Source organism: Bradyrhizobium sp. SPXBL-04, assembly GCF_051853035.1.
Classification (GTDB): domain Bacteria; phylum Pseudomonadota; class Alphaproteobacteria; order Rhizobiales; family Xanthobacteraceae; genus Bradyrhizobium; species Bradyrhizobium zhanjiangense.
This window is the reverse complement of the sequence record NZ_CP182472.1, coordinates 7252841-7272710: the sequence shown is the minus strand read 5'-3', so window position 1 is coordinate 7272710 and position 19870 is coordinate 7252841. Positions and strand designations below refer to the sequence as shown.

The window sequence follows — 19870 nt, the reverse complement described above, 5'->3', positions numbered from 1 at the left end:
GCGGCCGTTCCCGGTTCGGTCAGGCTTTCAGACCCGTCTTACCAGCGAAAGGATGACCAGCACAATCACCGCGCCGATCGTGGCGTCCACGATGGCGCCGACCGTGCCGGTGGCGAGCGCGATATGCAGCTGCGGCAGCACCCAACTCGCCACCAGCGCGCCGATGATGCCGACGACCATGTTGCCAATCAGCCCAAATCCCGCCCCGTGGACAATCTTGCCCGCCAGCCAGCCGGCGATCGCGCCGATGATGAGCGCTGCGACAATTCCCATTGCAAACGTCCCCCAAAACAGCCCCTTGAAAGGGCCAATTCTAGAGCAAAAAGCCTCCCGGTCCAGCGCGGAGCAATGGCCTCCGCCCCTTGACGTTCGCCACCCGACGGGCAATCTGTCATCCATGTTCCTGCAATTCTTCACCTCTCTGCGCGACGCGCAGGTCCCTGTGACGCTGCGCGAATACCTCACGCTGATGGAGGCGCTCGACGCTGACCTCGCGGACTACACGGTCGAGAATTTCTACTATCTGTCGCGCGCCTCGCTGGTGAAGGACGAGCGCAACCTCGACAAGTTCGATCGCGTCTTCGGCACGGTGTTCAAGGGGCTGGAAAACCTGCTCGACGCCATGGAGAAGGCGGAGATCCCCGAGGAGTGGCTGAAGAAGCTCGCCGAGAAATACCTCACCGAGGAAGAGAAGAAGCAGATCGAGGCCATGGGCTGGGACAAGCTCATGGAGACGCTGAAGAAGCGCCTCGAGGAGCAGAAGGGCCGGCATCAGGGTGGCTCGAAGTGGATCGGCACCGCCGGCACTTCGCCGTTCGGCGCGCACGGCTACAACCCTGAAGGCGTGCGCATCGGCCAGGAGAAGAACCGCAACAACCGTGCCGTGAAGGTGTGGGACAAGCGCGAGTTCAAGGACTTGGACGGCAATGTCGAGCTCGGCATCCGCAACATCAAGGTGGCGCTGCGCCGCCTGCGCAAGTTCGCGCGCACCGGTGCGCCTGACGAACTCGATCTCGACACCACGATCCGCGAGACCGCCAATCACGGCTATCTCGACGTGCACATGCGCCCCGAGCGGCGTAACGCGGTGAAGCTCCTTGTGTTCTTCGATATCGGCGGCTCGATGGACGCACATATCGAGCAGGTCGAGGAGCTGTTCTCGGCGGCGAAGAGCGAGTTCAAGCACATGGAATACTTCTACTTCCACAACTGCCTCTATGAAGGCGTGTGGAAGCAGAACAAGCGCCGCTTCACTGACCGCACGCCGACCTGGGACGTGCTGCACAAATACCCGCACGACTACAAGGTCGTGTTCGTCGGCGACGCCTCGATGAGCCCTTACGAGATCATGGTGCCGGGCGGCTCGGTCGAGCACGTCAACGAGGAGCCCGGCTCGGTCTGGCTCGATCGCATCATCCGCACCTATCCACATGCGGTGTGGCTGAACCCGGTGCAGCAGAAGCATTGGGACTATTCGGAATCGACCACCATCATCAAACGCATTTTTGCGGGCCGCATGTATCCGATCACGATCGAAGGTCTGGAAGGTGCGATGAAGGAATTGACGCACTGATGCATAGTTAGTCCGGCTCGATCGGCGACGGGACTGCGCTCCCTCCCCCGCTTGCGGGGGAGGGCTGGGGAGAGGGTCTCTCCACGAGCGAGGCTTCCCCAAGAGGAGAGAGCCCTCACCCGCCGCGCTCGGGGACGATGCTTCGCATCGCCCGGGGCGCGTCGACCTCTCCCGCAAGCGGGAGAGGTGACCTCCACCTCCGGCAGATCGCTTGGGGTGACGACGTAACAAGAGGGAGAACCATATGCCCCAGACCATCACCCGCGGCATCAAGGCGCTGATCGACGAGGCCAATGCCGAGATCGAGACGCTCAGCGCCAAGGACGCCATCGAGATCTCCAAGAACGGCGACGTCGTCATCGTCGACATCCGCGACCCCCGCGAGATCGAGCGCGAGGGCCGCATCCCGGGCGCGTTCGCCTGCACCCGCGGCATGCTCGAATTCTGGATCGATCCGCAGAGCCCCTACGCGAAACCGATCTTCCAGGAGGACAAGAAGTTCGTCTTCCACTGCGCCGGCGGCCTGCGCTCCGCGCTCGCCGCCAAGACCGCGCAGGACATGGGCCTCAAGCCCGTCGCCCACATCGCCGGCGGCTACGCCGCCTGGCGCGATGCCGGCGGGCCGACCGAGCAGTGGGAGCCGAAGAAGAAGGGGTGAGGGCGCACATCACTCTCTCATCCGTCATTTCCGGGGCGCGACGAAGTCGCGAGCCCGGAATCCATTCATCCACCAACGCTGTCGCACGATGGATTCTCTGATGCGCAATTGCACATCAAAGCTCGTGCTGCGCACGCCCCGGAATGACAAGGAAGACATCGCATGACCACCCCCACCGACCCCCTCGTCTCTACCGAATGGCTCGCAGCGCATATTGGCGAGGCCAACGTCAAGGTGCTCGACGCCAGCTTCAAGCTCCCCGGCGTGCTGCCGCTGCCGAAGGACGACTATCTCGCCGCGCATCTGCCCGGCGCCGTGTTCTTCGACGTCGATGCGGTGTCGGATCATTCCAATCCGTTGCCGCACATGTTTCCGAGCGCCGAGCAGTTCGGCCGCGACATTGGCAATCTCGGCATTTCCAATGCCGACACGGTCGTGATCTACGATGCCGGCGGCTGGGTCGCGGCGCCGCGTGCATGGTGGATGTTCCTGTCCTATGGTCACGGCAACGTGCGCATCCTCAATGGCGGCCTGAAGAAGTGGCGCGCTGAGGGCCGCCCCGTCGAGAGCGGCGAGGTGAAGCCGAAGCCCGCGACGTTCAAGGCGAGCTACGATTCAAAACGCGTGCGCAGCATGCAGCAGCTGATCGCCAACGTCGCAAGCCACGCCGAGCAGGTAATCGACGCACGCGCCGCCGATCGTTTCGAGGGCCGCGCGCCGGAGCCGCGGCCGGGCATCCGCTCCGGCCACATCCCCGGCGCCCGCAACGTGCCCTACAATCTCCTGTTCGATGCCGCGACCGGCACGATGAAGCCGCTCGACGATCTCCGCGCCGCCTTCACCGGCGCCGGCGTCAAGTTAGACGTGCCGATCGTGACGAGTTGCGGCTCGGGCGTCTCGGCCGGCGTGCTGACGCTCGCGCTCTATCGCCTCGGCATCACCGACACCGCGCTCTATGACGGCTCGTGGTCGGAATGGGGCCAGGCCGGCGGCCCGCCGATCGCAACCGGGCCGGCGTAACCTCGTCGCCGCAGCGACGGTTCACTCCCTCGCCCCGCTTGCGGGGAGAGGCGAAGAAGGAGCGTCAGCGCGTGCGTGCGGTCGTTGTGGCGAAGGCCGGCTGCTGCTGTCCGAACGGATTGAGCTGTTGCTGCAATTGCTGAGGCGGCGGACGCTGCACCACGCGGTGCCGTTTCTTGGCCTTCGCCTTGCGCTTGGTCGCCTTGCTGTCCGCCTTGATGTCCGCCTTGGCTTTCGTCGGTGTGTCCTTCGTCGCCGCCGGATCGTTCAGCGCGGCCAGCTTCGCCGAAGCGGCATCGAGCGCCGAGGAGGCCAGGGCAACACTGGAATCAGGGGCAACACTGGAATCAGCCGGCGCCGGTTCGCTGGCGGTCGCGGCAGCAGTAGGCTGCGTCTCGGGAATCGATGCCGTGGTGTCGGCCGGGGTGAGCGTGTCGGTGGCCGTTGGCGCTGCGGCTTCCGTCGTCGGCTCGGGTGTGGCCGGTTCGGTGGTCGGAGCCTGGGCTTCAGGCACGGCTTCAGTGACCTGAGGCTGAACGTCGGTCTCGGTCGTCGGCGTGGCGGCTTGCTCGGGCCCGTTCGCCGGCAAGCCGATGGTCGGTATCTGGTCACGCAGCGACGGCGTGGGCTCGGCGGTCACTTCCGGCTCCGGCTGTAATACCGCGAGCACCGGCTGAGCCGGCTCGGGAGCCTGCGCAAACACCTGCTCCTGCGGGCCGTTCCGCCAGGCGGGGTTGCTGACATACTGCTCGTGGCTCGCCCGGAGCAGCGCGGCGGCGCCTAGGCCGAACACCAGGATGGAGGTTGACAGCAGGATCGCGGCAAACAGGAAGCGAAAGCCGGGAAGCATCGGTCGGGTTACGAATTTCCGCCCCGGGTTGGGGCCAGGGCCCATGAGCCATCTGAACGCGGTGACGGTACTGATTGCCGCGTTCGCCACGCCGGGATCGGAGCTCAAAGCGGTGACGAATCAGGCTGATTCGACCATATCGCAACGCCTCTCCGCCGTTCCCTAAAATTCGGGCCCGAGGACTCCGGCAATTGACGGCGCGATGCGATTTCTGCCCCGTGATGCAATGGGGCAACGGTAGTCTTGCGGATCACAAATCGGCAAATCCGGCGCAAATAGGCCTGATATGTCTTGAATGTGCCGCTATCTTCGGTCATCTGGCCGTTAACGGTCCGGTCGGGCTTGGGGACTATACAAGAGCGATGATGATCAAACATTTTCTGACGATATGCGCTGCCGCGACAGTCGCTGCGGCGGGAACCTCGCTCGCGCAGGCTCAGAGCTATCCGGTCCAGCAGGCGCCGAGCTATGGCGCCCCGGCTGAATATCGCCCAGGCGACCGCACGCCGAATTTCGATGCGCTGGACGAAGACGACGACGCGATGCCCCAGACCTCGCTGCCGGCGCCCGGCCCGGCGGATGATCCGCGCTACGGCCGCCCGGCCGGCGCGCCTCCGGTCTATTCGGCGGCCCCGCCGCAGGGGCCGGTGATGTCACCGGATGATCCGCGTTATGGCCGTCCGGCTGGCGCTCCGGCCTATTCGGCCGCGGCGCCGCAAGGCCCCGTGATGTCGCCCGACGATCCCCGCTACGGCCGGCCCGCCGGTCCGCCCCCGGTGATCTATGCCGATCGTCCGGCTCAGGGCCAGGCACCGGCCAATGACGGCCTGCGTCCGCCGGAGGCCGTCGGTGGTCCCGCCGCGACCGGTACGGTCCAGGCCGGGCAGCCGCCCGTCGGCGCAGACGGCCGGCCGATGACGGTCGCGTCGCTGCCGCCAGAGGAGCAGCCTGATGCTGCGCCGGCGCAGTTGCCGCCGAACCTGCGCCGCCAGGAAGTCGCGTTCCAGACCAAGGAGCCGGCCGGCACGCTCGTGGTCGATACGCCCAATACCTACCTCTATTACGTGCTCGGCAACGGCCGTGCGATCCGCTACGGCGTCCGCGTCGGCCGCGACGGCTTCACCTGGACCGGCGTACAGAAGATCACCCGCAAGGCCGAGTGGCCGGACTGGCATCCGCCGACCGAGATGATCGAGCGTCAGCCCTATCTGCCGCGCTTCATGGCCGGCGGCCCCGGCAATCCGCTCGGCGCTCGCGCGATGTATCTCGGCTCGACCGTCTACCGCATCCACGGCACCAACCAGCCCTCGACGATCGGCAAGTTCGTCTCCTCCGGCTGTATCGGCATGTTGAACGAGGACGTCTCCGACCTGTTCGACCGCGTCAAGGTCGGCACCCGCGTGGTAGTGCTGCCGGGCGGCCCGCAGCCGGGAACGGCGACCGCCTCCGCCGCGCCGACACCGGGAGCTGCTGCGCCCGGTGCTGCTGGTCCAGCCCCGATGGCCGCCCAGGCTGGCCCGGTCCCGGGCACGCAGCCGACGGTGGTGCCGCCGTTGCCCGCGCCGGTCACCGTGCGCTAAGCGCTTCGCGAGCATTCGAATTGCAATGGGCGTGCCTTGGCACGCCCATTGTCGTTTCAGGCCATTGTCGTTTCAGGCCAGTGTCGTTTCAGGCCAGCTTCCGCGGCAGCTCGCTGCCTTTGGTAAAGGCGTCAATTGCCTCGACCATCTGGCCGTAATGGATGCGCAAGCCGTCCGCGGTGGCGTAGCCGAGATGCGGCGTCAGCACGAGATTGTCGAGCTTGCGGAAAGGATGATCGACCGGCAGCGGCTCGATCGAGAACACATCCAGGCCTGCACCTGCGATCCTCCTCTGCTGCAACGTTTCGAGCAGCGCCTGCTCGTCCACGATCGGTCCGCGCGCGGTGTTGACGAGGAAGGCGGTCGGCTTCATCCGCGCGAGATCGGCGCGGCCGACCAGCCCGCGCGAGCGCTCGCTCAGCACCACATGGATGGTGACGATGTCGGCCTTGGCGAACAGCTCCTCCTTGCTGGCGTAGCCGACGCCGACCTCCTTGCACTTCTCCGGCGTGAGGTTCGGGCTCCAGGCGATCACGTTCATGCCGAATGCCTTGGCAATCCCCGCCATCTTGCTGCCGAGCTTGCCGAGCCCGATGATGCCGAGCGTCAGTCCCTCGATCTCGACGCCGGCAAAGGTCTGCCAGGGCTCGCCGGCATGCATGCGCGCATTCTCGCGGCCGATGCCGCGGGTCAGCTCCAGGATCAGGCCCATGGTGAGCGACGCGGTGGGATCGCGCGAATATTGCGTGCCGCCGATGGCGACGCCACGCGCCTTCGCAGCGTCCATGTCGATGGAGGCGTTGCGCATGCCAGACGTAAGCAGCAGCTTCAGCTTCGGCAGCTTGTCGAACAGGCCCTTGGGGAATGCCGTGCGCTCGCGCATCGCGCAGATGATCTCGAAATCGGCCAGCGCGCTCGCCGCGGCCTGCTCGGAAGCAAATGGGTGGCTGAACACGGTGACGTCGATGCGGTCGGAGAGCTTTGGCCAGTCGGCGACGTCGAGGGCGAGGTTGAAATAGTCGTCGAGAATTGCACAGCGCAGGCGCGTCATCAGCGTTCATCCATGGCGAGAGGTGATGGCGCGAGCGGGGGCGCCCTCGTCGGAACCGGGCCATGGTTGCGCGCAATCAGCCTCGCGCGCAAGCAGCCTGCGTCTTCAAAAATCCGATAGGGGCGGGCTCAGAGGTCGCGGGGCTTCAGGCGGAACGGTGCATCCATGCCGTGCTTGGCGCGCCAGGCCGGGCCGGGGCCGCGCATGTAGTGCAATTCGGGCCGGTACGGGTTGAAGGCGGTGGCGAAGAAGCGTTTCCAGAAGCTCTGGATCTCGGAGACGAATCCGGAGACGCGGCCGGCTTCTGCCGGAACATGAAAAGAGTTGGTCTCGATCAGAGCCATGATGTGGCCTCGCTGTGCTCCCGTTCGTTCTGAGCGGGTGGCGCTGTTTCCGCGCGAAACCGAGCTTTGGCCTGATTTATTAAAAGATGGTTTCAATTGTCGGGATCTGAGTCCGGATGGTGTCCGAACCGTATTCATCCGTGGTGAACGGACGGAAAACATTGCCCTTTGGGGGCGGGATCGCTACATCGGCGGCAAGCAAATTTCCTCAAATCGAAGGTTTCACGGGACCGATGGCGCGCCAGTTCATCTATTTCATGCAGGGCCTGACCAAGAGCTACCCGACCCGGAAGGTGCTCGATAACATCCATTTGAGCTTCTATCCGGACGCCAAGATCGGCGTGCTCGGCGTCAACGGCTCGGGCAAGTCGACCCTGCTCAAGATCATGGCCGGCCTCGACAAGGAATACACCGGAGAGGCCTGGGTCGCCGAAGGCGCCCGCGTCGGTTATCTCGAGCAGGAGCCGCATCTCGATCCCAAGCTTTCCGTGCGCGAGAACGTCATGCAGGGCGTCGCCAAGCAGAAGGCGATCCTCGACCGCTACAACGAGCTCGCCGTCAACTACTCGGACGAGACTGCCGACGAGATGACCAAGCTGCAGGACGAGATCGAGGCGCAGGGCCTCTGGGATCTCGACAGCAAGGTCGACCAGGCCATGGACGCACTGCGCTGCCCGCCCGACGATGCCGACGTGACGAAACTCTCGGGCGGTGAGCGCCGCCGCGTCGCGCTGTGCCGCCTGCTGCTTGACCAGCCCGAGCTCTTGCTGCTGGACGAGCCGACCAACCATCTCGACGCAGAATCGGTATCCTGGCTCGAAGGCCATTTGCGCAACTATCCCGGTGCGATCCTGATCGTCACCCACGACCGCTACTTCCTCGACAATGTCACGGGCTGGATCCTCGAGCTCGATCGCGGCCGCGGCATTCCCTACGAGGGCAACTATTCGTCCTGGCTGGTGCAGAAGCAGAAGCGCCTGGAGCAGGAAGGCCGCGAAGAAGCCGCGCACCAGAAAACGCTGGCCCGCGAGCAGGAATGGGTGGCGTCCTCGCCAAAGGCACGCCAGGCCAAATCAAAGGCGCGCTACCAGCGCTATGAGGAGCTGCTCAAGCAGGCGAACGAGAAGCAGACCCAGACCGCGCAGATCATCATCCCGGTCGCCGAGCGCCTCGGCGCCAACGTGGTCGATTTCGAAGGCCTCAGCAAAGGCTATGGCGATCGCCTCTTGATCGACGATCTCACCTTCAAGCTGCCGCCCGGCGGCATCGTCGGCGTGATCGGTGCCAACGGCGCCGGCAAGACCACGCTGTTCAAGATGATCACCGAGCAGGAAACGCCGGACAAGGGCACGATCACGGTCGGTGAGACCGTGCATCTCGGCTATGTCGACCAATCGCGCGACGCGCTCGACGGCAAGAAGACCGTCTGGGAGGAGATCTCCGGCGGCAACGAGCTGATCCTGCTCGGCAAGAAGGAAGTCAATTCGCGCGGCTATTGCTCCTCGTTCAACTTCAAGGGCGCCGACCAGCAGAAGAAGGTCGGTGCGCTCTCCGGTGGTGAACGCAACCGCGTCCATCTCGCCAAGATGCTGAAGTCCGGCGCCAATGTGCTGCTGCTCGACGAACCGACCAACGACCTCGACGTCGACACGCTGCGTGCTCTGGAAGAGGCGCTGGAGGATTTTGCCGGCTGCGCCGTCATCATCAGCCACGATCGCTGGTTCCTCGACCGCATCGCGACCCACATTCTGGCCTTCGAAGGCGACAGCCACGTCGAATGGTTCGAGGGCAACTTCCAGGATTACGAGAAGGACAAGATGCGCCGTCTCGGCCAGGACAGCATCATTCCGCACCGCGTGAAGTACAAGAAGCTGACGCGGTGATTTCGGCATGATGTGGCGGGCGCTCATCGCCGCGGTGATCGCGATCACCTGTGCCCTATCGCCCGCCCGCGCCGCTGACGCCGCGTTCACGCAGTTCATCGCCTCGCTCTGGCCGGAGGCGCAGGCCGAAGGCGTGTCGCGCGCGACGTTCGACGAACAGACGCGCGGGCTCGAGCCGGACTACAAGCTGCCCGATCTGATCCTGCCGGGGCGGCCCGCGACCGGCGCACCGTCGCAGGCCGAGTTCGTGCAGGTGCCCGCCGACTACGTCAAGGAAGGCTCGATCGCGCGGCTTGCAGGCGAGGGGCAGCGACTGCTGCAAAAATATCGCATCGCGCTGACCGAGATCGAGAGGCGCTCAGGTGTACCTGCGACCGTCATGCTCGCGATCTGGGGCCGCGAGACAGACTATGGCCGCTACACGCTGCCTTACGATCTCGTCCGCGTGTTGGCGACGCAGGCCTATGTCGGACGCCGCAAGGATCAGTACCGCAACGAGTTCATCCTCGCGCTCAAGATCCTCGGCGAGGGTGTGGTCACGCGCAAGGACATGCGCTCGTCCTGGGCCGGCGCGACTGGTCTCACGCAATTCCTGCCTTCCGAATATTACAAGCACGGCGTCGACTTCGACGGCGACGGTCGCATTGACATCTGGCATTCGGTGCCGGATGCGCTGGCGTCCGCTGCGCAGCAGCTCGTCAACAAGGGCTGGCAAAGCGGCGTGCGCTGGGCCTACGAGGTGCAGGCACCGGCCAGGGTCGATTGCACCGCCGGTGTGCCCGAGGTGACGAAGCCAATCGGCCAGTGGCTGCGCGAGGGTTTTGTGCCGGTGCGTGGGCAGAAGCTCAGCGCCGCCGAACAGGCGCAGCCCGCTTCGCTGCTGCAGCCGGAGGGCATCTACGGGCCGTCGTTCCTGACCACGAAGAACTACTTCGTCATCAAGGAGTACAATTTCTCCGATCTTTACGTGCTGTTCGTCGGCCATCTCAGCGACCGCATGATGAGTCCGCTGCCGTTCGCAACGCCCTGGTCGGCTTCGAAGCAGTTGCGCACGAAAGACGTCGAGACCATGCAGCGTGGGCTCACGCGCGTCGGACTTTACAAGGACAAGATCGACGGCAAGGCGGGCATGCAGACCCGCGCCGCGCTCGGTGCCTATCAGAAGTCGGCGGGCCTCAAGGTTGATTGCTGGCCGAGTGAAGAGGTGCTGCGCTCGATCCAGGCTGCGCGATAACTGTTCTCGACTTCGGCCAAAAGAAAAAGCCCGGCCGAGATGCTCGGCCGGGCTTCGATCGCGGCGCGCATGCGCGCGTAACGATCAGATCAGTAGCAGACGCGAACCGGCCGGCTGACCCAGCCGTAGCCGTCCCAATACCGCTCACGACGCCAGTAGCAGGGCGCCGGCGGCGGGGGCTCGGCCACGTAAACGGGGCCGCCATAGGCGGGGCGGCTCGACGCGATGGCGCCGCCGACGATCGCGCCGCCGATCAGGCCGGCTGCGATGCCGGCGCCGACGCCGTCACCGGCTTTGGCGGGCGGAGTGGCGGTCACCAGCGAACCGGCGACCGTCGCAACCGTGAGGGCGGCAACTAAAGTCTTTTTCATGCTCAGGGCTCTCCTGGGAGATGGGCTCCCCTTGTTAGAGGTGCCCGGGTTTCAAAGGTTCACGCACACTCTGATGGAATTGGCCGTTGGGCTAGCAAGCGCGCAAATGGTCAATCCACGGTAAACGCACACGGAGCTGTGACGAGAAAAAGCGGTCTTTTTCAGGCCCAGAGATGAACGGCGCATCCGTAGTGAACCGGTTTCAGGGGCGACTCAGCCGCAGACTCTGACGCGGCGGACGCGCCAGGCGTAGCCGTCCCAGAAGCGCTGCTTCTGCCAGACGCAGCCGCCGCCGTAATAGTCGTCGACAACATAGCCCGGGCCAGGGGCGTAATAGCGGGGCGGATAGTAGCCGGGTTCGTAATAGCCGGGGCCGGGTCCGTAATAATACGGAGAAGCCAGCGCGCCACCGACAATGGCGCCGCCGATGATCCCGGCCGCCACGCCTGCAGCGACGCCGCGCTGCGCATGGGCCGGTGTTCCGGCCGTCAGGGCCAGAGTGACGATGGCAGCAATTGCCAGGAGCGACTTCTTCATTGTTGACCTTTCACGCAATCACGCGGGAACTCTTTGGCAGCAGAGTTCCATACTTCGCTTGAATGATCAATGAACGGCACCCTTGCCGAGTACGACAGATTGGTACGGACCGCAGCTGCACTCGGGAGACGATGATGGGCAACGCGATGGTCAATGCATTGATTGCTGCCGGGATCGTTTTCGCGATTGGCTACGGCTGGATCACACACCTCCAGAACCGCGGTCGGCGCTCCCGCGCCGCGGCCGGCAACGACGGAGGGAGTAGCGGCGGCGACAGCTATTCGGGGACGAGCGATGGCTTCTCGCTGGGAAGCTGGTTTTCCAGTGACAGTTCGGGGAGTTCGACTGATGGCGGCAGCTGTTCCAGCAGCGATAGCGGCAGCAGCGGCGGGGATTGCGGTGGCGGCGGTGATGGCGGGGGAGGCGGTGGTGGCGACTAGGTCCGCCGCAATCTTGATCCAGCGCAACGCTCTATTTTAGAGTCGTTCTAGGTTGTTTGCGGGCCAGTTTGGAATAGCTTCAAATACCGGTTTTTCCTTTTGCATCCGGCCGGCCCCTTAAATATCGATGATGGTGCATCACCGAAGGGCCTGCCGCTTCCATGATCGTTTGTTCCTGTAACGTGCTGAGCGATGACGACATCCGCGCCGCCGTCGCCGAGTCCGACGACGCCGTGCGCCATGCCAAGCAGGTTTATGGATGTCTCGGTTGTAGCGCCGAATGCGGCCGCTGTGCCCGGACCATCAAGACCATCATCGACGAAGCGCTTGGCCCCTGCGCCCAATCCTGCTGTGCCGGCTGTCCGCACAGCCACGCCGTGGCCGCCAACGACGAGACGGCCGAACCGGCCCAGTTCGCGCTCGCGGCCTGCTGAAAACTTCCTCAACGCTGGCTGAGCTTTCCCCCGGCTGCGTCCCCCCAGCCGGTTGCCGTCGTCCGCAAATTCATTTAGAAGCATTCTAAATTCGGTTTGGGGCCGATTTTGATTGCAAGAGCTGGAGTGAACCATGCAGGCCGACCCAAAAGTCATCGACTATCTCAACAAGGCGCTGCGTCACGAGCTGACTGCGATCAACCAGTACTGGCTGCACTACCGTTTCCTCGATAACTGGGGCCTCCTGGACATGGCCAAGGTCTGGCGCAAGGAGTCCATTGAGGAGATGGAGCACGCCGACAAGCTCACCGCGCGCATCCTGTTCCTCGATGGCTTCCCGAACATGCAGGTGCTCGATCCCCTGCGCATCGGCCAGAACGTCAAAGAGATCATCGAATGCGACCTCGCCGCCGAGATGAGCGCGCGGGCGCTCTACCAGGAAGCGGCGACCTACTGCCATGGCGCCAAGGACTACGTCACGCGTGACCTGTTCGAGAAGCTGATGAGCGACGAGGAGCACCACATCGACTTCCTCGAAACCCAGCTTGACCTGATCGGCCGTATCGGCCTCGAGCTCTACACCCAGAAGCACGTCGGCGGTCTCGAAGGCGAGGGACACTGAGCCCTGGCACTGGCCGCATACTCCCTTGTCGTCCCGGCGAACGCCGGGACCCATAACCACAAGAAGTGGTCGTAGGCGCAACTGGTAACTCCGAGTCTTCGCCAAACCACTCCCTGTGGCTATGGATTCCGGATCTGCGCTGCGCTTGTCCGGGACGACACTGTGGTTGTCGCACCGCCTACAACTGCGTCTTGTAGAGTTCTTCCACGCTCTCCTGGCTCTGCGGTTCACCCAAGCCCGTCTGGTCGTGAATAACCTCGATGATGCTCGGCATCACCGAGCGCTGCACCTTCTCCGACGACCATAGCCTTGAGCGCATCAGCGCCTTGCCGCAATGGAAATAGACCTCGCTGACGGCGACATTCAGCATCGCGCGCGGCGGCTTGCTGAATTCCACCATCGCGGCGAGCAGATCCGGATCGGCCGACAGCGTGCCGCGTCCGCCGACGCGCAGTGTCTCGTCGATCCCTGGCACGAAGAACAGCAGATGCACGAAGCCCGAGCCTTCGACGACGTTGCGAAAACTGTCGATCCGGTTGTTGCCGGAGCGGTCAGGCATCAATAGCTGGTTGGGACCGGCCACGTGGACGAAGCCGATGCCGCCGCCGCGCGGCGATGCGTCGACGCTGCCGTCCACTCCCGATGTCGCGAGCACGCAGAACGGCGACATCTCGATGAATTTCTTCGCATGGGCATCGATCGCCGGGCGCGCTTTCGCAATGACGCGCGGCGACGGTTTGGCATAGATGGTGGCGAGGTCTTCGGCGCTAAGATCGGTCAACGGCGTGCCTCCGCTTTCGGCTTGGCCTCAAGCTAACCGATCGGGCGCCTGCAGCCAACGAAATCCAGCGCGCTACACCGCATCGGCCGGCACGAAGCAGCTGATGATGATGGCGCCGCGGTGGTGGACGTACCACACCACGGCCTGACCGACCGGATTGCCGCGGTCGCGGATGATGGCGCGCTCGGGCACCTCCATCCATTGTCCTTCGATCGGCACCCAATAGGCGCCGCCGCGTACGTCGTATTCGGTGCGATGGCCATCGGAAATGTCGCAGCAGGGCACGCCGTTCGGCGCGATCACGCTCTTGAACCAGGCGCGGATGTCGGGCGAGACGTGGTCATATTGCCCGTTATCGAACGCGAGCGCGGCGCTCGTCAGCGCGGCCAGCCAAACGCACAGTGCGAGCCTGTGCATGCGATCCTCCTCATCGCGTGTGTACCAATGGCGCGCGATTGTCCCGCGCATCGATTCGTTTCGTTGGCGCGATTAAGCCCGAGCCGTCAGCGCAATGCATGCTCAAATAATATGCGGCGTCGAGCGCTGCATATGATGCGTTGCGAGATGGCGCGCGTGGTGCTCCTACATGGTCCGCTGCGGCGCGGTCTTCAGCAATTGCCGAATCTGCTCGCTGTAGAATTTCGCATTGCCGGTGGTGCCGTGGCCGCGCGTCTCGGCGCTTGCGGGGATCAGGAAGAGGCGGCCGTTCTTGACCCGCTTCATTGCAGCGTCCGTGATGCCGGTCTCGGGCGGATTGCGCTCGTCATCGGCGGAATTGATCAGCAACAGCGACGCTTCGATCTGCTCCAGCTTCTCGCCGGCATTGTAGTCGTGCGAGGATTCCCACTGATAGACGAAGTCGTTGGCATCGGCCGTGATCGGCGTCGCGAGCCGATCGTCGACGATCTTGTCGGCCTTCGCTGCCGTCGGCGCCTGCGATTGATAGGCCAGCGTGCCGCCGATGCTGGCGATGCCATAGGCCGTGATGGCGTATTTCATCATGCGCGGCTGGCTGGTGTAATTGCCGCCATTGTAGTCGGGATCGTTGCGGATGGTGTCGAGCATGATCCGCCGCAGCATCCAGTTGCGCGAGGCCATCTCGGTTGGCTGCGAGGCCATCGGGATCAGCGCGTCCATTGCTTTCGGATATTTCTCGCCCCACAGCCAAGTGTGCATGCCGCCCATCGAATTGCCGATGACGAGCCGCAGATGCTTGACGCCGAGGCCTTCCGTCACCAGGCGATATTGCGCCTCGACCATGTCGTCGTAGTCGTATTTCGGGAAGCTCGTCTTCATGCCGTCGGACGGTTTTGACGATTTGCCATGGCCGATACTGTCGGGAATGATGATGTAATATTTGGAGGCGTCGAGTGGTTGCCCGGCGCCGAACAGCTCGCCGGCAAAAGCAGGCGACAGCATGCTCGCGCCCGAGCCGCCTGTTCCGTGCAGCACCAGCACAGCCTGGCCGCTCGGCTCGCCGACGGTGGTGTAGTGCAGCCGCAGTTCGGGCATGGTCTCGCCGGTGTGGAACTTGAAATCCTTAGCGATCCAGTCGCCCTGCTTTGGCGCCGGATAGTCGGCTGCCCATATCGACGTCGAGATGGATAGCAGAACGGCCGATAAGGCCGCGCAAGAAGTTCTCATGTTCCTCTCCCCGTGCGGCTCGTATTCGGCGGCCGCGTTGCCGCGGAACTTAACAGAAGTGCGGGGAAGGATGTAGGATTTCGTCGCCGCCGATCGTCCTTGGACATATCCGGAGAGACTGCATGTGCCGTAACATCAAGACGCTGTTCAACTTCGAACCACCGGCGACGGAGGACGAGATCCACGCCAGCGCGCTCCAGTTCGTGCGAAAGCTGTCCGGCTTCAACAAGCCGTCACAGGCCAATGAGGAGGTGTTCGAGCGCGCAGTGGCGGAGGTGTCGGAGGCCGCACGCCGGCTGTTGAGCTCGCTGCACACCCATGCGCCGGCGCGCGACCGCGAGGTTGAGGCGGAAAAGGCCAAGGAGCGCTCGCGGCTGCGGTTCGGTTAGCGATCCCAGAGAGCCCACTCCGTGATCTGGCTCACGGAAGAGGGCCCACTTACTGCGCGATGATGTCCGCCGGGGTTTTGATAACCCGGAGCATGATCATGAGCCGCCCCCTTCTTCCCTTGAAAGCAGGTGCCGTCACCCTCACGGTACTGTGGACCGCTTGGATGATGTGGTGGAGCGGCTCCTTCTCGAGCGTGAACACGATCATCCTCGCCCTGTGCGGCGCCGCGGTCGGCTATCTCTGGTATCGGGCCATGCGTTGGCAGTTCGAGCGCATGGGCATGCTCCCGCGACGCGAAAACGAGGAATAGGCTCGTCTGCTAGCTAGCCCTTGTTGCCGCGCTTCTTCTTTTTCTTCTTCTTCCTGAGATCGTCGCCTTCGTCGCTCCCATCATCGGCGATCGGTTGGTCAGTCTCCTGCACGGCGGCCTCCAGCGCCTCGCGCTCGGCGGCTTCACGCTCGCGCTGGCGGCGCCGTTCATCCCAGGCGTCGAACAGCTGCTCGAGCCATGGCAGCACCTGTTCGATCGACGGCAATTGACCGGGCGGCCCGGCCTCGCCACGCGGGCCTTGCGGCCCTGCGGGCCCCTGCGGTCCGACAGGCCCCTGCGCGCCGGCCGGTCCGCGCGGACCGGCTTCGCCTTGCTTACCTTGCGGACCGGGCTTGCCTGGCGGTCCGGCCTTTCCGATCGGTCCCGGCTTGCCTTGTGGACCCGGCTTGCCGCGCGCGCCATCGGGGCCGCGCCGGCCCGGATGACCCTGCGGTCCCGGCCGTCCCGGTTCGCCCTGCCGCCCGCGCGGTCCCTGAGGTCCCTGCCGTCGTCCCTGATCGTCCGCCACGCCACTGCTCCCCTTTCACGGAAGCAAGCTACTTAGCGGCGTTTGACGACAGCAGCAATTCCGCCCGCCCATCGCACGGGATCGCTCAACATCGATCGGCACCGCGCGCTAATCCTGATAGGCGGGCACTTCGATTCCGGAGGCGGCATAGAGCCGGATCTTGTTGCGCAGCGTGCGCACCGACAGGCCGAGCACGCGCGAGGCGCGCGTGCGGTTACCGTCGCAGCGCGCCAGCGTCTGAAGCACGAGCTCGCGCTCGACCTCGTCGACGGTGGCGCCGATCAGCAGCGGAACGATCTGGTTCGGTGCAAGGAATTGTGCGCCCGGCTCGGACGTAGCGACGTGAACAGTGGTCATCAATACACTCCCCGATCAACGCCCGCTTCCACCGTTGGAAGCGGATCGAGAACAAACGACCCCCAAGCCGTGAATCTACGGTGGTCCGGTTTGGTTAATGAAAAGTTAACCGCGGGCGATCGCACCAATTGACCTCAGGAATGCCGCGAAGCCGCCGCGATTGGCGCGCCCCTGGGATACTGGATCGTCCGCCTGCGCGGACGATGACACTGAGCCAGTGGTAAGAGCTTCCGCGCCCGCTCACACCGTCCGATATCCGCCGTCCACCATCACGATTGTTCCGGTGACATAGGCCGACAGATCCGAGGCCAGGAAGATCGCGGGGCCGACGATGTCCTCGGGCTTGCCGGTGCGCGCCAGCGGAGTGTGATCGACGAAGGCCTGCACCAGCGCCGGATTGGTCGCGCGCACATTGGCGTTGATGTTGGTCTCGATGAAGCCGGGCCCGATCGCATTGACGCGTACGCCTTCCTTGCCGAGCTCGACCGCGAGCGCCTTGGTGAAGCCGAGCACGCCGTGCTTCGAGGTCGTATAGGCCGCCGAGCTCGGCGTGCGCAGATGCACGAAGGACTGGATCGAGCCGATATTGACGATGCGCCCCTTGCTTGCGCGCAGGGGCGTGAGGAACGCCTGCGTCATGTTGAAGACGCCGTTGAGGTTGAGCGAGATGATGTCGTTCCAGTCCTTCGCCACCGTCTCGGTCTCGGCGGTGAAGGCGTTGCGGCGGGTGATGCCGGCATTGTTGACGAGGATCGAGACCTGCCCGACCTTGTCCGCGACTTGCTTTGCCAGTGCGAAGCAATCGTCACGCCTGGTCACGTCCAGCGCAAAGCTCTCGGCCTTGCCGCCAGCCTTGCGGATCTCCTGGGCGGCCTCCGCCACCGTGTCGGCATTGACGTCGAGCAGCACCACTCGCGCGCCTTCCCGCGCATAGCCGGCTGCGATCGCCCGGCCGATGCCGGAACCGGCGCCGGTGACGACGGCGATGTGGTTTGCGAGCAATGCCATGACAGTTTCCTCCCGTTTTCGTTTCGAAGTTTCACGAAAAGCTAACTCGAAATTAAGGGGTCGGAAACGGCGGCCTTGGCATACTGATCTTCATTGCTAAACGTTGCGCGCATGATGGAACGGCTTGAATCCTGGAAACTCGCACTCGAACGCCTGCGGTCGGCGCAATCTGCCGATTGGGCCGAGGCCGGCCGGCTCGTGGCCGAGATCGCGCGGATGAGCACTGACGTCACGCTGCGCCAGGCGGCGGAGCAGGCGCTACCGGTGCTGCGCCAGGCCGTCGACAATGACGATCACAGCGTCGCGCTGGCAGCCCAGCGCCGCATCAGCGTGGTGCTCGAGGTCATTCATGATCTGACCGCGCCGCGCTTCGGTCGCCGCAATGCCATGCCGAAGAAGCTGTCGAGCGAGGATCGCGCCCGCAAGGTGCTCGGCCTGCCGCTCGCTGTGCAGCTCACGTGCGAGGATATCAATCAGGCCTATCGCCGCGCCGCCAAGGGCATGCATCCCGACCATGGCGGCAGCGCGCAAGCCTTCATCGACCTCGCCGCCGCGCGCGACATCCTGATCCATCCCGGCGCGCACAAGGACGCGTGAGAGCGCCTGGCGATATCTCGTAGGGGTGGGCAAAAGGCGCAAAGCGCCGTGCCCACCATTTTCTTCACGGATGGAATCGGTGGGCACGCTTCCGCTTTGCCCGCCCTACGATCTCTGTTCACGCAGCTCGAAAAAAAGCGCGGGCAAGGACGCGAGGTCCTTGCCCGGCTCTTCGTCCGCCGATCGAATTGTTACCAGGTGCAGTGGCCGTTCATGAGCGCCTGATCCTTCAACATCAGCGCATCGCCGAAGGTCGGCACGGTCGCACTGACGCGGGAGTAGTCGGATGGCCACGGCGTGGTCGGGATGCTCTCGTCCCAGATCTGGCAGAAGCCGGTGTCCTGCCAGCGGATCAGGTGATAGCTGGCTTCGGCAGGGCTCGCAGCGACGAACGCGGTGACGGCAAGACCGACGGCAGCGCAGAGCACGGAAATACGACGCATGATCAGCTCCTCAAAATGAAAGGTGGGATGCGCCTCCCGACAATGATGGGAAGGCCGGCGCGGGACGCTTTTGGGCCTGCGCCCCGGACAAGATGTGAGTAGTTCCGCCGGCCGGTCAGGTTCAAAGCGGGCGCGCGGGAAAATGCGCGTGCAAAACGAAAAGGGCGGATCGCTCGCGCGACCCGCCCTTCAAATTCGATCCGTTGCGTCAGCTCAGAGCGTGCAGCGGCGCTCCGACCGCATCTTGATCTGGAGGTCCGACGCCTCCTGGAAAGTCGGGAGCGGCTTGCTGACGACCTTGTAGGTCGACACCCCCCACTGGAACGGCTTGTACTGCAGATCCTCGTTCCAGACCTGGCAGATGCCGGTGTTGTCCCAGCGGATCACGTAATAGCCGACCTTCGCCGAGGCGGGCACGGCGAACACGGACGAAGCGATGCCGGCAACGGCACAGAGCGCGAGCGCGCGACGCATGAAATATCTCCTTGTGGGGAAGTGGGATCCGAAAATTCGTGCGGGAAAAGCAGGGTCTTTGCAAGCCGGGGAGCGGCCGTTCACGGACATGTCAGTTGCTGCCGCGCATTTGGTTTGGCCGCGTGCCCGACAAGTCACACGTGCTTAAGCGTTGCTCACTTCGAAAGCGACGCCACCGCCTCGATCTCGATCAGCATCTTCGGATCGGGCAGCGCATGCACCACGCAAGTCGTGCGCGCGGGGTAGGGCGGCGGGCCGAAGGCGCCGGCATAGAGCGCGTTCATGGCGGCCACGTCCGAGGCGCGGGTCAGGAGCACGTTGACCTTGACGAGGTCGTGCATGCTTGCGCCCGCATCGACCAGCACCCGCTTGATGTTGACGACGACGTTGGCGAACTGCGCCTCGAACCCATCGGGCAGCGCGCCATTGGCGTCGAAGCCGGGAATGCCGGAGACGAACAGGAGATCGCCAACGCGGGTGGCAAAAGACAGCGGCGGCGCCTTGACATGCGGCGGGGGCGCGAAATGCTGGATCGGCATGGGATCACCTCGGGGACGGTCGATAGACGCATGAGCGTAGCGGCAGGCGAGGGGCGCTCAAAACAAAAAATGCGAAAACAACCCCATGCACAGTAGAAAAGGCCAAGCTTATCAGCGTTTTCGAAAAGTCCGAAATAAAAGTTGACTCGTCGGGCAAAACACTGGCAGAATTGCATCATGGCGCAGTGCCGGCTTGCTGCT

Annotated in this window: 28 protein-coding genes; 13 read left to right on the top strand and 15 right to left on the bottom strand. The window is 64.2% G+C overall.

Features of this window, described 5'->3' with window-relative positions:
• Positions 1-27: 27 nt before the first annotated feature.
• A complete protein-coding gene (locus ACNJX8_RS34760) occupies positions 28-273 on the bottom strand; it encodes a GlsB/YeaQ/YmgE family stress response membrane protein (protein WP_439358364.1) in 246 nt (81 codons plus the stop codon).
• A 124-nt stretch (positions 274-397) separates the two neighbouring features.
• Here ACNJX8_RS34760 and ACNJX8_RS34755 point away from each other — a divergent pair, with 124 nt between their 5' ends.
• The 3 genes from ACNJX8_RS34755 to sseA all read left to right on the top strand — a co-directional run bounded on the left by ACNJX8_RS34755 (position 398) and on the right by sseA (position 3251).
• Complete coding sequence (locus ACNJX8_RS34755; RefSeq protein WP_249757833.1) at positions 398-1573, top strand: vWA domain-containing protein; 1176 nt, start codon at positions 398-400, stop codon at positions 1571-1573.
• Between the two features lie 244 nt (positions 1574-1817).
• Positions 1818-2231, top strand: coding sequence for a rhodanese-like domain-containing protein (locus tag ACNJX8_RS34750; RefSeq protein WP_091879449.1), 414 nt, complete (start codon positions 1818-1820; stop codon positions 2229-2231).
• A gap of 162 nt (positions 2232-2393) precedes the next feature.
• The gene (gene sseA, locus ACNJX8_RS34745; RefSeq protein ID WP_439358363.1) at positions 2394-3251 is read left to right on the top strand and encodes a 3-mercaptopyruvate sulfurtransferase; all 858 of its coding nucleotides are present in this window, start codon (positions 2394-2396) and stop codon (positions 3249-3251) included.
• Between the two features lie 64 nt (positions 3252-3315).
• Here sseA and ACNJX8_RS34740 read toward each other — a convergent pair whose 3' ends face one another.
• Positions 3316-4101, bottom strand: a complete 786-nt coding sequence (locus tag ACNJX8_RS34740) for a hypothetical protein (protein ID WP_439358362.1) — start codon at positions 4099-4101, stop codon at positions 3316-3318.
• A 43-nt stretch (positions 4102-4144) separates the two neighbouring features.
• Here ACNJX8_RS34740 and ACNJX8_RS34735 point away from each other — a divergent pair, with 43 nt between their 5' ends.
• Positions 4145-4267 (top strand): hypothetical protein, encoded by a 123-nt coding sequence (locus tag ACNJX8_RS34735; protein ID WP_256477639.1) that lies wholly within the window; start codon positions 4145-4147, stop codon positions 4265-4267.
• Between the two features lie 199 nt (positions 4268-4466).
• The gene (locus ACNJX8_RS34730) at positions 4467-5681 is read left to right on the top strand and encodes a L,D-transpeptidase family protein (protein WP_249761907.1); all 1215 of its coding nucleotides are present in this window, start codon (positions 4467-4469) and stop codon (positions 5679-5681) included.
• 88 nt (positions 5682-5769) lie between these two features.
• On the opposite strand, the gene ACNJX8_RS34725 is transcribed toward ACNJX8_RS34730, so the two are convergent.
• Both ACNJX8_RS34725 and ACNJX8_RS34720 read right to left on the bottom strand, forming a co-directional pair.
• Positions 5770-6732 (bottom strand): D-2-hydroxyacid dehydrogenase family protein, encoded by a 963-nt coding sequence (locus ACNJX8_RS34725; protein ID WP_439358361.1) that lies wholly within the window; start codon positions 6730-6732, stop codon positions 5770-5772.
• 128 nt (positions 6733-6860) lie between these two features.
• A complete protein-coding gene (locus tag ACNJX8_RS34720) occupies positions 6861-7076 on the bottom strand; it encodes a hypothetical protein (protein ID WP_128936099.1) in 216 nt (71 codons plus the stop codon).
• A gap of 233 nt (positions 7077-7309) precedes the next feature.
• Between ACNJX8_RS34720 and ettA the strand changes: the two genes are divergently transcribed.
• Positions 7310-8959, top strand: coding sequence for an energy-dependent translational throttle protein EttA (ettA, locus tag ACNJX8_RS34715; protein WP_439358360.1), 1650 nt, complete (start codon positions 7310-7312; stop codon positions 8957-8959).
• 7 nt (positions 8960-8966) lie between these two features.
• Complete coding sequence (locus ACNJX8_RS34710; RefSeq protein WP_439358359.1) at positions 8967-10193, top strand: lytic murein transglycosylase; 1227 nt, start codon at positions 8967-8969, stop codon at positions 10191-10193.
• An 89-nt stretch (positions 10194-10282) separates the two neighbouring features.
• Here the strand turns inward: ACNJX8_RS34710 and ACNJX8_RS34705 are convergent, their stop codons facing one another.
• Together ACNJX8_RS34705 and ACNJX8_RS34700 are read right to left on the bottom strand one after the other, a co-directional pair.
• The gene (locus ACNJX8_RS34705) at positions 10283-10564 is read right to left on the bottom strand and encodes a hypothetical protein (protein WP_091879425.1); all 282 of its coding nucleotides are present in this window, start codon (positions 10562-10564) and stop codon (positions 10283-10285) included.
• 213 nt (positions 10565-10777) lie between these two features.
• Positions 10778-11101 carry a hypothetical protein gene (locus ACNJX8_RS34700; RefSeq protein WP_128945790.1) on the bottom strand — a complete coding sequence of 108 codons (324 nt, stop codon included), beginning with the start codon at positions 11099-11101 and terminating at the stop codon, positions 10778-10780.
• 131 nt (positions 11102-11232) lie between these two features.
• On the opposite strand from ACNJX8_RS34700, the gene ACNJX8_RS34695 reads away from it, so the two are divergent.
• The 3 genes from ACNJX8_RS34695 to bfr all read left to right on the top strand — a co-directional run bounded on the left by ACNJX8_RS34695 (position 11233) and on the right by bfr (position 12597).
• Positions 11233-11541, top strand: coding sequence for a hypothetical protein (locus ACNJX8_RS34695; protein WP_439358358.1), 309 nt, complete (start codon positions 11233-11235; stop codon positions 11539-11541).
• Between the two features lie 161 nt (positions 11542-11702).
• Positions 11703-11975 carry a (2Fe-2S)-binding protein gene (locus tag ACNJX8_RS34690; RefSeq protein ID WP_128937826.1) on the top strand — a complete coding sequence of 91 codons (273 nt, stop codon included), beginning with the start codon at positions 11703-11705 and terminating at the stop codon, positions 11973-11975.
• A gap of 133 nt (positions 11976-12108) precedes the next feature.
• The gene (bfr, locus tag ACNJX8_RS34685) at positions 12109-12597 is read left to right on the top strand and encodes a bacterioferritin (RefSeq protein ID WP_091879416.1); all 489 of its coding nucleotides are present in this window, start codon (positions 12109-12111) and stop codon (positions 12595-12597) included.
• A gap of 178 nt (positions 12598-12775) precedes the next feature.
• On the opposite strand, the gene ACNJX8_RS34680 is transcribed toward bfr, so the two are convergent.
• The 3 genes from ACNJX8_RS34680 to ACNJX8_RS34670 all read right to left on the bottom strand — a co-directional run bounded on the left by ACNJX8_RS34680 (position 12776) and on the right by ACNJX8_RS34670 (position 15022).
• A complete protein-coding gene (locus ACNJX8_RS34680; protein ID WP_439358357.1) occupies positions 12776-13378 on the bottom strand; it encodes an MSMEG_1061 family FMN-dependent PPOX-type flavoprotein in 603 nt (200 codons plus the stop codon).
• A gap of 72 nt (positions 13379-13450) precedes the next feature.
• Positions 13451-13795 (bottom strand): hypothetical protein, encoded by a 345-nt coding sequence (locus tag ACNJX8_RS34675; RefSeq protein ID WP_128936094.1) that lies wholly within the window; start codon positions 13793-13795, stop codon positions 13451-13453.
• A gap of 165 nt (positions 13796-13960) precedes the next feature.
• Complete coding sequence (locus tag ACNJX8_RS34670; RefSeq protein ID WP_439358356.1) at positions 13961-15022, bottom strand: alpha/beta fold hydrolase; 1062 nt, start codon at positions 15020-15022, stop codon at positions 13961-13963.
• Positions 15023-15144: 122 nt separating this feature from the next.
• Between ACNJX8_RS34670 and ACNJX8_RS34665 the strand changes: the two genes are divergently transcribed.
• Complete coding sequence (locus tag ACNJX8_RS34665) at positions 15145-15411, top strand: DUF2277 domain-containing protein (RefSeq protein WP_091879404.1); 267 nt, start codon at positions 15145-15147, stop codon at positions 15409-15411.
• Positions 15412-15509: 98 nt separating this feature from the next.
• Positions 15510-15722, top strand: coding sequence for a hypothetical protein (locus ACNJX8_RS34660; protein WP_091880329.1), 213 nt, complete (start codon positions 15510-15512; stop codon positions 15720-15722).
• 13 nt (positions 15723-15735) lie between these two features.
• Here the strand turns inward: ACNJX8_RS34660 and ACNJX8_RS34655 are convergent, their stop codons facing one another.
• From ACNJX8_RS34655 to ACNJX8_RS34645, 3 genes are all read right to left on the bottom strand, one after another.
• Positions 15736-16251 (bottom strand): collagen-like protein, encoded by a 516-nt coding sequence (locus ACNJX8_RS34655; RefSeq protein ID WP_439358355.1) that lies wholly within the window; start codon positions 16249-16251, stop codon positions 15736-15738.
• Between the two features lie 108 nt (positions 16252-16359).
• The gene (locus ACNJX8_RS34650; protein WP_439358354.1) at positions 16360-16608 is read right to left on the bottom strand and encodes a helix-turn-helix domain-containing protein; all 249 of its coding nucleotides are present in this window, start codon (positions 16606-16608) and stop codon (positions 16360-16362) included.
• Between the two features lie 240 nt (positions 16609-16848).
• Positions 16849-17616 carry an SDR family NAD(P)-dependent oxidoreductase gene (locus tag ACNJX8_RS34645; RefSeq protein WP_439358353.1) on the bottom strand — a complete coding sequence of 256 codons (768 nt, stop codon included), beginning with the start codon at positions 17614-17616 and terminating at the stop codon, positions 16849-16851.
• Between the two features lie 111 nt (positions 17617-17727).
• Here ACNJX8_RS34645 and ACNJX8_RS34640 point away from each other — a divergent pair, with 111 nt between their 5' ends.
• A complete protein-coding gene (locus ACNJX8_RS34640; protein ID WP_128936089.1) occupies positions 17728-18213 on the top strand; it encodes a J domain-containing protein in 486 nt (161 codons plus the stop codon).
• Between the two features lie 191 nt (positions 18214-18404).
• On the opposite strand, the gene ACNJX8_RS34635 is transcribed toward ACNJX8_RS34640, so the two are convergent.
• The 3 genes from ACNJX8_RS34635 to ACNJX8_RS34625 form a co-directional block, all read right to left on the bottom strand.
• Positions 18405-18656 (bottom strand): hypothetical protein, encoded by a 252-nt coding sequence (locus ACNJX8_RS34635; RefSeq protein ID WP_091879390.1) that lies wholly within the window; start codon positions 18654-18656, stop codon positions 18405-18407.
• A gap of 213 nt (positions 18657-18869) precedes the next feature.
• Positions 18870-19130, bottom strand: a complete 261-nt coding sequence (locus ACNJX8_RS34630) for a hypothetical protein (RefSeq protein ID WP_439358352.1) — start codon at positions 19128-19130, stop codon at positions 18870-18872.
• A gap of 155 nt (positions 19131-19285) precedes the next feature.
• Entirely contained in the window at positions 19286-19669 is a 384-nt protein-coding gene (locus tag ACNJX8_RS34625) for a RidA family protein (RefSeq protein WP_128945795.1), read from the bottom strand.
• Positions 19670-19870: the final 201 nt, after the last annotated feature.

Coding starts and splice junctions, on each gene's coding strand:
- ACNJX8_RS34625 (WP_128945795.1), bottom strand. CDS start 19,669: ATGCCGATCCAGCATTTCGCGCCCCCGCCGCATGTCAAGGCGCCGCCG.
- ACNJX8_RS34735 (WP_256477639.1), top strand. CDS start 4,145: ATGAGCCATCTGAACGCGGTGACGGTACTGATTGCCGCGTTCGCCACG.
- ACNJX8_RS34730 (WP_249761907.1), top strand. CDS start 4,467: ATGATCAAACATTTTCTGACGATATGCGCTGCCGCGACAGTCGCTGCG.
- ACNJX8_RS34740 (WP_439358362.1), bottom strand. CDS start 4,101: ATGCTTCCCGGCTTTCGCTTCCTGTTTGCCGCGATCCTGCTGTCAACC.
- ACNJX8_RS34720 (WP_128936099.1), bottom strand. CDS start 7,076: ATGGCTCTGATCGAGACCAACTCTTTTCATGTTCCGGCAGAAGCCGGC.
- ACNJX8_RS34675 (WP_128936094.1), bottom strand. CDS start 13,795: ATGCACAGGCTCGCACTGTGCGTTTGGCTGGCCGCGCTGACGAGCGCC.
- ACNJX8_RS34635 (WP_091879390.1), bottom strand. CDS start 18,656: ATGCGTCGTATTTCCGTGCTCTGCGCTGCCGTCGGTCTTGCCGTCACC.
- ACNJX8_RS34630 (WP_439358352.1), bottom strand. CDS start 19,130: ATGCGTCGCGCGCTCGCGCTCTGTGCCGTTGCCGGCATCGCTTCGTCC.
- ACNJX8_RS34650 (WP_439358354.1), bottom strand. CDS start 16,608: ATGACCACTGTTCACGTCGCTACGTCCGAGCCGGGCGCACAATTCCTT.
- ACNJX8_RS34670 (WP_439358356.1), bottom strand. CDS start 15,022: ATGAGAACTTCTTGCGCGGCCTTATCGGCCGTTCTGCTATCCATCTCG.
- ACNJX8_RS34710 (WP_439358359.1), top strand. CDS start 8,967: ATGATGTGGCGGGCGCTCATCGCCGCGGTGATCGCGATCACCTGTGCC.
- sseA (WP_439358363.1), top strand. CDS start 2,394: ATGACCACCCCCACCGACCCCCTCGTCTCTACCGAATGGCTCGCAGCG.
- ACNJX8_RS34700 (WP_128945790.1), bottom strand. CDS start 11,101: ATGAAGAAGTCGCTCCTGGCAATTGCTGCCATCGTCACTCTGGCCCTG.
- ACNJX8_RS34665 (WP_091879404.1), top strand. CDS start 15,145: ATGTGCCGTAACATCAAGACGCTGTTCAACTTCGAACCACCGGCGACG.
- ACNJX8_RS34690 (WP_128937826.1), top strand. CDS start 11,703: ATGATCGTTTGTTCCTGTAACGTGCTGAGCGATGACGACATCCGCGCC.
- ACNJX8_RS34755 (WP_249757833.1), top strand. CDS start 398: ATGTTCCTGCAATTCTTCACCTCTCTGCGCGACGCGCAGGTCCCTGTG.
- ACNJX8_RS34640 (WP_128936089.1), top strand. CDS start 17,728: ATGATGGAACGGCTTGAATCCTGGAAACTCGCACTCGAACGCCTGCGG.
- ACNJX8_RS34645 (WP_439358353.1), bottom strand. CDS start 17,616: ATGGCATTGCTCGCAAACCACATCGCCGTCGTCACCGGCGCCGGTTCC.
- bfr (WP_091879416.1), top strand. CDS start 12,109: ATGCAGGCCGACCCAAAAGTCATCGACTATCTCAACAAGGCGCTGCGT.
- ettA (WP_439358360.1), top strand. CDS start 7,310: ATGGCGCGCCAGTTCATCTATTTCATGCAGGGCCTGACCAAGAGCTAC.
- ACNJX8_RS34695 (WP_439358358.1), top strand. CDS start 11,233: ATGATGGGCAACGCGATGGTCAATGCATTGATTGCTGCCGGGATCGTT.
- ACNJX8_RS34705 (WP_091879425.1), bottom strand. CDS start 10,564: ATGAAAAAGACTTTAGTTGCCGCCCTCACGGTTGCGACGGTCGCCGGT.
- ACNJX8_RS34760 (WP_439358364.1), bottom strand. CDS start 273: ATGGGAATTGTCGCAGCGCTCATCATCGGCGCGATCGCCGGCTGGCTG.
- ACNJX8_RS34660 (WP_091880329.1), top strand. CDS start 15,510: ATGAGCCGCCCCCTTCTTCCCTTGAAAGCAGGTGCCGTCACCCTCACG.
- ACNJX8_RS34725 (WP_439358361.1), bottom strand. CDS start 6,732: ATGACGCGCCTGCGCTGTGCAATTCTCGACGACTATTTCAACCTCGCC.
- ACNJX8_RS34750 (WP_091879449.1), top strand. CDS start 1,818: ATGCCCCAGACCATCACCCGCGGCATCAAGGCGCTGATCGACGAGGCC.